8 protein-coding genes are annotated in these 13,185 nt (G+C 59.2%); 5 read left to right on the top strand and 3 right to left on the bottom strand.

Annotation, left to right across the window (positions count from 1 at the left end):
• Positions 1-86 precede the first annotated feature (86 nt).
• On the top strand, positions 87-2,933 hold the full coding sequence (gene rapA, locus AACY36_RS10840) for an RNA polymerase-associated protein RapA (RefSeq protein WP_339415014.1): 2,847 nt from the start codon (positions 87-89) through the stop codon (positions 2,931-2,933).
• Positions 2,934-3,108: 175 nt separating this feature from the next.
• Here rapA and AACY36_RS10835 read toward each other — a convergent pair whose 3' ends face one another.
• On the bottom strand, positions 3,109-4,455 hold the full coding sequence (locus AACY36_RS10835; protein WP_339415015.1) for a spinster family MFS transporter: 1,347 nt from the start codon (positions 4,453-4,455) through the stop codon (positions 3,109-3,111).
• A gap of 250 nt (positions 4,456-4,705) precedes the next feature.
• Between AACY36_RS10835 and AACY36_RS10830 the strand changes: the two genes are divergently transcribed.
• The 3 genes from AACY36_RS10830 (at position 4,706) to AACY36_RS10820 (ending at position 9,856) form a co-directional block, all read left to right on the top strand.
• Positions 4,706-5,071 carry a YkgJ family cysteine cluster protein gene (locus AACY36_RS10830; protein ID WP_339415016.1) on the top strand — a complete coding sequence of 122 codons (366 nt, stop codon included), beginning with the start codon at positions 4,706-4,708 and terminating at the stop codon, positions 5,069-5,071.
• Positions 5,072-5,209: 138 nt separating this feature from the next.
• Positions 5,210-7,474, top strand: coding sequence for a putative bifunctional diguanylate cyclase/phosphodiesterase (locus AACY36_RS10825; protein WP_339415017.1), 2,265 nt, complete (start codon positions 5,210-5,212; stop codon positions 7,472-7,474).
• Between the two features lie 204 nt (positions 7,475-7,678).
• Positions 7,679-9,856, top strand: coding sequence for a hypothetical protein (locus AACY36_RS10820; RefSeq protein ID WP_339437991.1), 2,178 nt, complete (start codon positions 7,679-7,681; stop codon positions 9,854-9,856).
• Positions 9,857-9,895: 39 nt separating this feature from the next.
• Here the strand turns inward: AACY36_RS10820 and AACY36_RS10815 are convergent, their stop codons facing one another.
• Both AACY36_RS10815 and AACY36_RS10810 read right to left on the bottom strand, forming a co-directional pair.
• On the bottom strand, positions 9,896-10,984 hold the full coding sequence (locus tag AACY36_RS10815) for a hypothetical protein (protein WP_339497065.1): 1,089 nt from the start codon (positions 10,982-10,984) through the stop codon (positions 9,896-9,898).
• 251 nt (positions 10,985-11,235) lie between these two features.
• Positions 11,236-11,547 (bottom strand): DUF2288 domain-containing protein, encoded by a 312-nt coding sequence (locus AACY36_RS10810; RefSeq protein WP_339415020.1) that lies wholly within the window; start codon positions 11,545-11,547, stop codon positions 11,236-11,238.
• 341 nt (positions 11,548-11,888) lie between these two features.
• Here AACY36_RS10810 and AACY36_RS10805 point away from each other — a divergent pair, with 341 nt between their 5' ends.
• Positions 11,889-13,016, top strand: a complete 1,128-nt coding sequence (locus AACY36_RS10805; RefSeq protein WP_339415021.1) for a branched-chain amino acid ABC transporter substrate-binding protein — start codon at positions 11,889-11,891, stop codon at positions 13,014-13,016.
• The last annotated feature ends 169 nt before the right edge of the window (positions 13,017-13,185 follow it).

Raw genomic sequence — 13,185 nt, 5'->3', positions numbered from 1 at the left:
AACGGAGTAGTTTTTGTCAGAGTCCTTTGGATGAGGGCCTTGTTCCGTTAAGATAGTCGGCTTTTTCACGGCGGGAGTCAGGCAGCATGGCGCAGCAGTATCAACCGGGGCAACGCTGGATTAGTGACAGCGAAGCAGAGCTGGGGTTAGGCACCGTTCTGGCACAGGACGGCCGCTTGTTGACCGTGCTCTATCCGGCCACTGGCGACACTCGCCAGTATGCGCTACGGAATGCGCCCCTCACCCGCGTAAGGTTTTCGCCGGGCGACTCCATCACCCATTTCGAAGGCTGGAAGATGACCGTGCAGGAAGTCGACGATGTCGACGGCTTGCTGGTGTACCACGGCCTCAAAGGGGAGAACGAGCAGGTCACCCTGCCGGAAACCCAACTCTCCAACTTTATCCAGTTCCGCCTGGCCAGCGACCGTCTGTTCGCCGGGCAGATCGACCCGCTGGCCTGGTTCTCGCTGCGCTACCACACCCTGGAACATACCAGCCGCCAATTGCAGTCCTCGCTGTGGGGCCTGGGCGGCGTGCGCGCGCAACCTATCGCGCACCAACTGCACATCGCCCGTGAAGTCGCTGACCGTATCGCGCCTCGGGTATTGCTGGCCGACGAAGTAGGCTTGGGCAAGACCATCGAAGCCGGCCTGGTGATCCATCGCCAACTGCTCTCGGGCCGCGCCAATCGCGTTCTGATCCTCGTCCCGGAAAACCTGCAGCACCAGTGGCTGGTGGAAATGCGCCGGCGCTTCAACCTGCAAGTCGCGCTGTTCGACGAAGAACGTTTTATCGAAAGCGATGCCGCCAACCCGTTCGAAGACACCCAACTGGCGCTGGTCGCGCTGGAATGGCTGGTGGACGACGAGAAGGCCCAGGACGCACTGTTCGCGGCTGGCTGGGACTTGCTGGTCGTCGACGAAGCCCACCACCTGGTGTGGCATGAAGAGAAAGCCAGCCCCGAATACACATTGGTCGAACAGTTGGCTGAAGTGATTCCCGGCGTGCTGCTGCTCACCGCCACCCCGGAACAACTGGGCCAGGACAGCCACTTCGCGCGCCTGCGCCTGCTGGACCCGAACCGTTTCCACGACCTGCACGCCTTCCGCGCCGAAAGCGAAAACTATCGCCCGGTGGCCGAAGCGGTACAAGAGCTGTTGGACAAAGGTCGCCTGTCGCCAAAAGCCCACAAGACCATCCAGGGTTTCCTCGGCAACGAAGGCGAAGCACTGCTCACCGCCGTCAACGATGGCGACACCGAAGCCAGCGCGCGTTTGGTGCGTGAGCTGCTCGACCGCCACGGCACCGGGCGCGTGCTGTTCCGTAACACCCGCGCCGCCGTGCAGGGCTTCCCGGAGCGTAAGCTGCACGCTTACCCGCTGCCGAACCCGGACGAATACCTTGAGCTGCCGCTGGGCGAGCACGCCGAGCTTTATCCGGAAGTCAGCTTCCAGTCGCAGCCGGACATCGAAGAAGAAAACCGCTGGTGGCGCTTCGACCCACGGGTCGAGTGGCTGATCGACCAGCTGAAAATGCTCAAGCGCACCAAGGTCCTGGTGATCTGCGCCCACGCCGAAACCGCGATGGACCTGGAAGACGCCCTGCGAGTGCGCTCCGGCATTCCGGCCACGGTGTTCCACGAGGGCATGAACATCCTCGAGCGTGACCGCGCCGCCGCTTACTTCGCCGATGAAGAGTTTGGCGCCCAGGTGCTGATCTGCTCCGAGATCGGCAGTGAAGGCCGTAACTTCCAGTTCTCCCACCATTTGGTGCTGTTCGACCTGCCGTCCCACCCTGACTTGCTGGAACAACGGATCGGCCGTCTGGACCGGATCGGCCAGAAGCATGTGATCGAACTGCACGTGCCGTACTTGGAAACCAGCCCGCAAGAGCGTCTGTTCCAGTGGTACCACGAAGCGCTGAACGCGTTTCTCAATACCTGCCCGACCGGCAACGCCTTGCAGCACCAGTTCGGCCCGCGCCTGCTGCCGCTGCTGGAAAACGGCGACGACGGCGAGTGGCAAGCCTTGATCGACGAGGCCCGCGCCGAACGCGAGCGCCTGGAGCAGGAGCTGCACACCGGTCGCGACCGCTTGCTGGAGCTCAACTCCGGCGGCGCGGGTGAAGGTGATGCACTGGTGGAAGACATCCTTGAACAAGACGACCAGTTCGCCCTGCCGATCTATATGGAAACCTTGTTCAACGCGTTTGGCATCGACAGCGAAGACCATTCGGAAAACGCGCTGATCCTCAAGCCCAGCGAAAAAATGCTCGACGCCAGCTTCCCCCTGGGCGACGACGAAGGTGTGACCATCACCTACGACCGGAACCAGGCACTGTCGCGCGAAGACATGCAGTTCATCACTTGGGAACACCCGATGGTGCAAGGCGGCATGGACCTGGTGCTGTCCGGCTCCATGGGCAACACCGCCGTGGCGCTGATCAAGAACAAGGCCCTCAAGCCGGGCACCGTGTTGCTGGAGCTGCTTTACGTCAGCGAAGTGGTAGCGCCGCGCGCGCTGCAACTGGGTCGTTACCTGCCGCCGGCGGCACTGCGCTGTCTGCTGGACGCCAATGGCAACGACCTGTCGGGCCGCGTGTCGTTCGAAACCCTCAACGACCAGTTGGAAAGCGTGCCTCGGGCCAGCGCCAACAAGTTTATCCAGGCCCAGCGCGACCATCTGACGCCACGGATCAACGCCGGCGAAGAGAAGATCACCCCGCGCCACGCCGAGCGCGTAGCCGATGCCAAACGTCGCCTGGCGGCGGACACTGACGAAGAGCTGGCGCGCCTGACCGCGTTGCAAGCGGTCAACCCGACCGTGCGTGACAGCGAGCTGGTTGCCCTGCGCAACCAGCGCGAGCAAGGCTTGGCCATGCTGGATAAAGCGGCGCTGCGACTGGAGGCGATTCGGGTGTTGGTGGCGGGTTGATTACCGCCCTACTCCGCTAACAAGAAGGCCCGCGCAATGCGGGCCTTTTTTATTCGCTTGAGCATATTGCTGCCTGTGATGGCCTCTTCGCGAGCAAGTCGAATCGTCGCACCGCCGCTCCCACAGGGGAACGCATTCCAAATGCGGGCTTGCTCGCGAAAGGGTCAACTCGGTCTCAAGCCGTAGCCACAGCAGCCGGCACCTGCACCGCCACCAACCCCTCTTTCATCCGCTTGGCATCCCGCACAAAACAGCGCGACGCCTGAAACAAAAACAACATGGTCAAGAACAGCGCCACCGGAATCAGGTACATGGCGTCATGCAAACCCACCGCTTTATAGGCCTCCGTCATCTGTTCCGCCCCCGCCGCATACATCGCAGAATGGGCAAAATGATCGGAAAGCCCACCCACGACGATCGGCCCCATCCCCCCACCCAGCAAGTACAACCCGGCAAAAAACAGCGCCATCGCCGTGGCCCGCAGGCGCGGTTCCACCACGTCCTGAATCGCCGTGTACACGCAGGTGTAGAAGTTATAGGCAAACAACCAGCCCACACTGAACAACGCCACAAATACGCCAATCTCGATGCGCCCGGCGTGCAACGCCCAGGCGGTGGTCACGGTGGAGATGATCAGGCTGAACGCGGCGAACAACAGCCGGCCATTGGCAACGCGTTGATGGATCTTGTCGGCGATCCAGCCGCCGAGGGTCAGGCCCACCAGGCCGGTCAGGCCGACGATCACCCCGGTGGCCACGGCGGCGTCTTGCAGCGGCATCAGGAAGTAACGCTGCAACATCGGCACCAGGAACGAGTTACAGGCGTAGGTGGCAAAGTTAAAGCACAGCCCGGCCAGCACCAGCCACAGGAAGGTGGGCACCGCCAGCACGCGGCGAACCGGGCGATCGATGCGTTCCTGGGAAACCTGCACGGTTTCCGCCGCGCCGCGCTTGGGCTCCTTGATATAGAACATGAACACCGCAAGGATCAGCCCCGGCACTGCCGCGATAAAGAACGGTGCGCGCCAGCTGTCAAACGCCTTGACCATCCAACCGATGGTGAAAAACGCCAGCAATAGCCCCAATGGCAAGCCCAGCATGAAAATGCCCATGGCCCGCGCGCGACGGTGCGCCGGGAACAGGTCGCCAATCAGCGAGTTGGCCGCTGGCGCATAGCTGGCTTCGCCGATGCCGATGCCCATGCGCACCAGCAAAAACGTCCAAAAACTGCCGACCAGGCCGTTGACCGCCGTCAGCCCGCTCCAGGCGAACAGGCCCCACCCCATCAGCTTGCTGCGCGAGCCGGTGTCGGCCATACGCCCCAGGGGCAAGCCGGCGATGGCGTAGACGAGGGTGAAGGCGGTGCCGATGATGCCGAGCTGGAAGTCGCTCAGGTGCCATTCCATACGGATTGGCTCAATGATGATCGCCGGAATGGTGCGGTCGAAAAAGTTGAACAGATTGGCCAGGAACAGCAGGAACAGAATGCGCCAGGCATTCGCCGCTTGGGTCGAGTTCTGCATGGGTCCGTCTCTTTTATTGTTATGAGAGCTGCGATGCCCGCTGCATCCTGCCCGGTACCTGCAACATAGTCAGGCGGGCGGCGGTTGTCTGTAATGATTCGTAAAGCTGATAGGGCATGATTTCACCCGGTGCTGCGGGACTTTGGCTACGAAAATATAAGTCCGCGCCCCCCTTCCCAACCGCCATGGCACGGATAGAATGGCGAGCCTTCCCGTAGTCCCCCCTCTCCTTATCCTATTGATGACGCCCATGTCCGAAGCCAGTCCGTGTCTGAGTTGCGGTGCCTGCTGTTCATACTTTCGTGTGTCTTTCTTCTGGGGAGAGTGCGCCTCATCGGGGGGCACGGTGCCCGACGACCTGGTGGTGCAAATCAACCCAACGCGCGTGGCGATGATCGGTACCGACAAGAAGCCCGTCCGCTGCTGCAGCCTTGAAGGTGAAGTGGGTAAAGGGACGAGTTGCTCGATCTATGAGCAACGCTCAAGCCCCTGCCGCGAGTTTGACGCGTCGTGGAGCCGGGGCCTGCAGAACGTCGATTGCGATGCCGCACGCGCCGCGTTTGGCTTGGCGCCGTTGCAAGCGCCCTTCGAATTGGCGCTGCCCATCAGCGCTTAGCATCAAACGCTATGAGCAGGATGCCAAAATAATTCAGAGCAAAGTGCTATCACCCATGGCAAATTCCGTAAGGCCTCTATACTCGACCTAATAGGTCATCGCCGTAGGCAGTGACGTGACGCTATGACAGGGCATGCTATGGAATGGCTGGGTCTGCATTTTTTCACCGGGCTTCCAGAAAGCGGGCATTTATTACTCAATTGCAGTCATAACCCCTTTTTGGTGCTATTGGCCTACCTCGTCGCTTGCGCGGCAGGCTTCGGCACGCTCGACATGGCTGAGCGCGTAGGTCATGTCGAGGACCCGACCGCGCAGCGCCATTGGCGCTGGCTCGGCGCCAGTTGCCTGGCTGGCGGGATATGGTCCACCCACTTCATCAGCATGCTGGCCTTCCAGGCGCCTATCGCGATTCACTACGACCTGTTGATGACGTTCGCGTCCTTGCTCATCGCGCTGATCGCCTCGTTGATCGCCATGCAGACCCTCAGCCATCCTCGCCTGCGGTTGCACCAGTATGGGCTGGCCTCCCTATGGATGGGCGCCAGCATCGCCTTGATGCATTACGTCGGCATGTCGGCCATGCGTTCCCAGGCCCAGCTGTATTTTGAGACAGAGTTGTTCATAGCCTCGGTGGCCATCGCCATGGGCGCAAGCCTGGCTGCGTTGTTACTGTCGAGCTACCTGCGCACCGGCACCGGCATGTTTCATCAACTGCTCAAATACACCGCCAGCCTGGTATTGGGCGCGGGAATCCTGAGCATGCATTTTACCGGCATGGCCGCGATGCAATTAATAGTGCCCACCGGGGCTGACCTCTCATTGCCTTCGGGTAACAACCCTATCCAGCTGGGCTTGTCGGTGGCGGTCATCACCCTGCTGGTGATTGGCAGCAGCATCAGTGCTGCCCTGGCCGACAAGAAACTGCAGCATAAGGAACGCGACCTGCGCCGGGTTAATGCGTTGCTCAGCGAACTGGATCAGGCGCGCGCTTCATTGCAACAAGTGGCCCATTACGACGCCCTGACCAGCCTGCTCAATCGCCGGGGTTTCAATCAGATCTTTGCAGAGAAGCTTGCCGAAAAAACCGCCTCCCACGGCATGATGGCGGTGATTTTTCTTGATATCGACCACTTCAAACGCATCAACGACAGCCTCGGGCATGACGCAGGTGACCAGTTGCTCACCGTGCTGGCCGCGCAGATCAAGGGCTCGGTGCGCAGCCATGCCGACGTGGTTGCGCGGTTCGGCGGCGATGAGTTCTGCATCCTGATCAGCATCCACCACCGCGACGAAGCCCGGCACCTGGCCCAGCGCATCATGCAACAGATGAAAGAACCCATCGAGCTGGCCGGTCGACGCATGGTAATGACCACCAGCATCGGCATCAGCCTGTTCCCCGATGACGGCCTCACCTGCGAGGAGCTGCTGAAAACTGCCGACCTGGCGCTGTATCAGTCCAAGGACACTGGGCGCAATAACCTGAACTTCTTCAGTTCCAACCTGAAAGCTCGCGCCTTTCTTGAGCTGCAATTGGAAGAGGAACTGCGCGGCGCTTTGCGCACCCACGACCAACTGGTGCTGTTCTATCAACCGATCTTTGACATGAAACTGGGCAAAGTTACGCGGCTGGAGGCCCTCGTACGCTGGCAACATCCAAAGCACGGCCTGCTGGCGCCAGATCGGTTTATCGGCATCGCCGAAAACAATGGGCTGATTGCCGAGTTGGACCACTGGGTGTTGCGCCAAGCCTGTCATGACCTAAGAATGCTTTCTGACAGAGGCTATACCGAACTGACGATGTCGGTGAACTGCTCGGCCCTGAACCTCGCCCGTGACGAGCTGGCGGATGAAATCGAAGATGCGCTGCGCTTCAGCGGCGTCGCCGCCAACCGCCTGGAGCTGGAAGTCACCGAAAATGCGCTGATGGGCAATATCAGCAGCACCCTGACGCTGCTGCGGCAAATTCGCGCGCTGGGCGTGTCACTGGCCATCGACGACTTTGGCACCGGCTACTCGTCCCTCGCCTACCTCAAGCGCCTGCCGCTCAATACCTTGAAGATCGACCGCTCGTTTATCCAGGATATTCCCAAGTCCACCACGGATATCGAGATCGTTCAGGCAATTATCGGCATGGCCCACACCCTGCACTTGCAGGTAATCACTGAAGGCGTCGAAACCCAGGCGCAATTCGAGCTGCTGCTCAAGCATGACTGCGATTTCGTCCAGGGTTACCTGCTGAGCCCAGCAGTGGCGGCCAGTGACATCATTGGCGTGATCCAGAGCATCAACATGCGTAACCCGATCTACCCGCGCAGCGTGGTGGGCACCAAAGACAAAGGCTCGCCGAAAGAAACGTCCTCAAGCCGCGGCGGCTCAAAGTCCATCGTCAGGCCAATTCGCTGACGCCCAATATTTGGCATTTCGCCATCATTCGCCTAAAGAACGCCGACAAACGGCCGATTCATCAGAGTCCGGCCAGGTTTTCCCTGGAGAAACCAGGGTTATCCCCCTTCGCCCAAGACAAGGACGCACTGCAAAGTCGCGAACACCCATTCCGTGATGGCCCTTTGATTTGTTTCAGCCATCCGTCCAGGCACATGGCGCAAAATGACCTCTAAAAATAGCTCTGCCACCGTGGTATCCGACGTGTTGCTCCCAGCTCCTGCGGACAAACCCTCAGGTTCAAAGTCATTGAGCACCGCCCGGCCGCTGGCCACCCAGCAATACCTGTACTTCACCGAAACCAATACCGACCGCATCCTCGACAACCTCGATGGCCTGCGTGACATGGTGTTCCCGCGCCCGCCCCACCAGGAAGGCGACAGCGATCCGCGCAATGAGCAGGAATTCCCCTCGGTGTGCCTGATCGGCCTGGGCCGCTGCGGTTCGAACATTGCGCTGGACGTGGCGGAGTTGGTGTACAACGCGCGCAAGTTCTATTTGAACGAGTTCAGCAACGAAGACAAGTCGCAGGACAAGGGCTACAGCCCGGCCCAGTGGATCCGCAACAACCTGCGCCTGGGCAGCGGCAAGGCGAGCAAACCGGTGTTCCTGGTGGAACCACTGGTGATGCTCGGCGACCTGGACAAGGACATCGCAGGGCGCATCCGCTTCTCGCGCAAGGGCGAAAAAAGCGGCTTCCTGCGCGACTACAGCAAGATGAAAATCATGGACCTCTCGGAAGTCCATGCCGGTGGCGCCGGTAACGCGCCGATCCTCGGCCAGTACCTGGCCAAGATCATCCTCAATAAAGACACCCAGCGTTTTTCCAGCCCCGACTGGAAGATGATCCACTCGTACCTGATCGACTCCTGCGGCATCAAGGCCAACCAGTCGCGCCTGTACTTCTCGATCTTCAGCGCCGGCGGCGGCACCGGCTCGGGCATGGCCTCGGAATTCGGTCTGGCCCAGCAACACTCGTACATGAACAAGACATTCGACACCAAGCCCGCCGACGAGCACGACAGCAAAAGCGGCCACGCGTTTGTGTTCGAGCCGATCTTCACCAGCGGCATCTGCGTGCTGCCGAATATCTCCGACCACCGCAGCGAAATGTCCGAAGCGCTGCACATCAACGCCGGGCGACTGCTGTGCAAATACCTGTCGGAAGAATGGGACTTCTCTTACAACTTCGACAACGAAGACAGCAGCGAAGCCAGTGTGAAGGGCCGCATCCGGCCGTGGAACGCGATGATGCTGATCTCCAACGACATCATGCGCTACGCCGAAGAGAGCGATGACGGCAATATTCAGAACATTGACGTCAATGCCATGGAAAAACACGCCAACCAGTACATTTCCCAGCAGATCTTCAACATCCTCACGGCCCAGGCCGTCACCACCGACTACGACCAGAACTACTTCCGCCGCGCCGGCATCGACATCGGCGAAACCATTCGCCTGGATGCCAACGACCTGTTCATGAGCCTGGCCGGCCCGGTGGCGATTGCCTACGCCGAGTCCGTGGTTCCGGAAACGCCGGCACCGTCGAATGACAAATTCAAGGTATTCGAGAAAGAGCCACAGCGCCTGAACATCGACGACCTGTTCTTCCGTTCCATCGACCTGCCGCACTTCAACAAGGTCACCCAGGCCATCGAAGGCATCAGCCTGTTGCCGATCGAATCCAAACGCTACAAGGCCTCCCTGGAGCAGTACAAGAACTCCGGCTACGACGCGGCAGCGCTGCATGACCTGCACTTCTTCAAGAACTGCTCGTCAGTGGTCTCGATCGTGTCCCTGCCCAAGGACTACAAGCTGTCCTACATGGACCTGAACCGGCTCAAGACTCACCTCAACAGCCTGTTCCCCAACACCACGCTCAAGCGCTACGCCTTGGTGATCGGTGCCTCAGCCAACTTGTCGCTGACCACCCTGATCGCGAAAAGCCCGTGCCTGTCGGATGACTTCCTGACGCTGATCGTGGCGTTTATCAAACGCTGCTTTGCGCGCAACCCGTACCGTTTCGATGACACCCTGGACAACTCGATCCTGGACTTCATCATCCACGAGGACTTCGACGAAGACCGTATCGACGAGCTACTCAACGAGTTCGAGAACCCGGCGAAGATCCTCGACACCAACTGGTACGCGATCAAGCCGATGTATGAGAAGAAGTACCGCGAGTTGATCAACGACAAAGACAAGTTTGTGTCGATCAATGACATCCGCCTGTCGCGGGACTGCGTGAAGAAGGCCATCAAGTACTTGCGTGAGATTTATCGTCACCGGATCGGGAAGACCAAGGTTATTTCGCTGAATAACCACACCGGTAAGACCGGCTGAGGCATTGCGACGGCGCCGCTGGGCGCCGTCGCTGTCTAACTAGGCTCTTCGTTGTTGCAGGTAATCGACGATCGCTTGTTCGTCTGCAGCCTTGGCAGGTCGTGGCAGTTGCTTCGGCCAACCGGTGTCGTGCGTCCCGAAAAACTTCTTCTGCTCAGCCTCATCCCAACCGCGAATTTCACGCGAAGCCGACTCCCACCAGCCCTGCCGGCACACCTCGTAATACGGATGCTCAGGTGCCGCGCTGCCGTAGAGTAAGTCGCGACCGACCCTTTTCAAATGTTTGCGGTGATTGCGCAGCTTCCATTTAATCAGCAGCCGCTGCCAGGCTGATGGCACGGGCTTGACCTGTGGCACGTCCAGGCAACGCGCGACCAGTTCAGGCCCGAAGGTCTCGCCATGAAGGCTGAAAAAGTGCGCTTGCATGGCATGGAAGAAGCGCTTTTCGGCGTAGTAGTGATAGACCAGCTTCTTGGACTCACGCACCGTCTTGCCACGCATCGCAAAGGAAATCGCGACTTGCTCGATGGTGTGGATGTCGAAGGATCCCTGGGTCCACTCGTCGATCCAGCGTATCGCGGCTTCGAGCAGCGGCGCATCGGTGTCACATACACCGCACAGGCCACTGTTGTAAAGCTTGAAGCTGTTGCTGGCAGACACACCATGGGCATGCAGGTGCTTGCCCAGCTTGAGGTAGTCCGGGCGCTTGCAGACGTAGCTCCAGTCGTATTCAAACTCGTCCATCACATACTGGCCAGGCTCGATGAGTTCGAACACACGGTGAGGCGACTTCAGGAACAGCGTATCGGTATCGACGAACAAGGTTTTGTCCGCCAACGTCAACCCTTGGGCGATCGCACACGCCTTGCGTCGATGGAGGTAGCAGTTGTGGCCCTGCCATTGGCTCAGGGTCTGCTCGTCCAACTCGAGGGTCTCCACCGGCCAGCCGGTGAAGTCCTGCGGCCGATCAGTCATGACCCGGATGCACAGCGGCTCGCCAGGCTTGAGCTGCGCCAGGGCAGTAAGAATGCTGAACTTGGCCTCTCGCCGGTAAACCTCTTGTTTACCGTAGATAAGGTATAGCAACTGGTGCGAAGGTTTCGCTGAAGGGGGCAGCGCTGACGGCATGACTAGCTCCGAATAACAAGCGGCGAACTCTACCGGATTTCACCCTTTTCTACCCTGCGATCTCACCGCTACCGGGTACTTGTTCACACCGAGAAACAATTCTGCAGCCGTTTCGGCCTTTGGAAAACTGTTCCCATGACGTGCGCGTCATCCTGGGCTGTGACCTTTCTTCACGGCAAGATGCCATCACGACGCCAGCGGTTACCCCGCTACACACTTTTAAACGGGCAAAACGCGCACCGTTTTAGTGCTCACCTCCTAGGCGCTGCCCTTTCCTGGATCAGGATCCAAGGCGAAACCACCACCGCCCACAAGCCTGGATCACGCTCCACCAGGTCCAGCGCCCGCGTCGCAGACACTTCGCCAAGGCTCCCGGCAGCCAGCCAGGCAGAGACTTTGTCGCGGTTATCTTCGGCCATGCCTTCGGCGGCCTCGATCAAATCCAGGCCGGCATCGACCCACAATAGGGCACCCTTGGCAAAGAACGGTTCAAGCTCCTTCCAGGATATTTCGGCGGTTTCGCCGAGCAGCTTGGCATAGAGGGTGCTAGGTTCTTGCGTCATGGGACTTCACCTGAAGAAAAAATCGGCGCAATCATAACGTCACGCATCAGGTAGAAAAACCCAGTTGCAAATGAGTTACCGATTGAAAGTGTCAGGAAAGCCAAGGATTGCCCGGAACTCTGGCATCACCCCGCCGCAATTCTGTCTTTTTCTTTCATTTATGCGACACACCCGGGTTTTGCCCCCAGCAGCCAGCTTTTCAAGCGATCAACCGGCGCTCTACACTGTACCGGTACAGTTGCCAGGGCACTGCCGGGGGGATATCCGAGATATCTGATCCGGTTCTGCAGCTCACAAGGCCGCTAGAACTATAAAAAATACAACAGTAAGAGTGGAGCACTATGAATAAGGCTACTAAGCAGATTTCCAAACTGTTTGCCGCTATGGTCCTGGCTGGGGTTGCCGGCCATTCGTTCGCAGCCGATACCATCAAGATCGGTATTGCGGGCCCTAAAACCGGCCCAGTGACGCAATACGGCGACATGCAATTCATGGGTGCCAAGCAAGCCATCGCCGACATCAACGCCAAAGGCGGCGTAGATGGCAAAATGCTCGAAGCCAAGGAATACGACGACGCTTGCGATCCTAAACAAGCCGTTGCCGTAGCCAACAAAGTGGTCAACGACGGCGTCAAGTTCGTGGTCGGCCACCTCTGCTCCAGCTCCACTCAGCCCGCCTCCGACATCTATGAAGACGAAGGCGTGATCATGATTACCCCGGCGGCTACCAGCCCGGAAATCACTGCCCGTGGCTACAAGCTGATCTTCCGCACTATCGGCCTGGACAGCGCTCAGGGGCCTGCGGCTGGCAACTACATTGCCGACCACGTGAAGCCGAAAGTCGTTGCTGTGATTCACGACAAACAGCAATACGGTGAAGGCATCGCTACCGCCGTTAAACAGACTCTCGAGAAAAAAGGCGTCAAGGTTGCCCTCTTTGAAGGCATCAACGCTGGCGACAAAGACTTCGGTTCCCTCATCCAGAAGCTCAAGCAAGCCAACGTCGACTTCGTCTACTACGGCGGTTACCACCCTGAGCTGGGCCTGATCCTTCGCCAAGCCAAGGAAAAAGGCGTAAACGCCAAGTTCATGGGCCCTGAAGGTGTCGGTAACGACTCCATCTCGCAAATCGCCCAGGGCGCTTCCGAAGGCCTGCTGGTCACCCTGCCGAAGTCTTTCGACACCGATCCGGCCAACAAGGCAATCGTTGAAGAGTTCGCCAAGAACAAGCAGGACCCAACCGGTCCGTTCGTGTTCCCGGCCTACTCGGCTGTTGAAGTCATCGCCGGCGGTATCGCTGCCGCGAAGTCTGAAGACACCGCCAAAGTGGCTGCAGCCATCCACGCAGGCACGTTCAAGACCCCTACCGGCGAGCTGACGTTTGACGCCAAGGGCGACCTGAAGGACTTCAAATTCGTGGTCTACGAATGGCACTTCGGTAAACCAAAAACCGAAGTTTCCCCTCAGTAAGCCAGGCGTTACTGGTCCAACAAGCCCACTGTGAGAGCAGTGGGCTTTGTTTTACGAGGTTTATGGGCCTGTCACTCGCGATCCGGGTGCTGGCTCACCTGAAAATCTTAAAACCGTCACCAGCGGTTCGCTGGCAAACGCTTTGTGCAACCTGCTCACAGAACAGGGC

It is taken from the genome of Pseudomonas sp. EA_15y_Pfl1_P101 (genome assembly GCF_963970835.1).
In the GTDB taxonomy this organism is placed as follows: Bacteria; Pseudomonadota; Gammaproteobacteria; order Pseudomonadales; family Pseudomonadaceae; genus Aquipseudomonas; species Aquipseudomonas tritici.
This window is presented reverse-complemented; position numbering and strand designations above follow the sequence as displayed.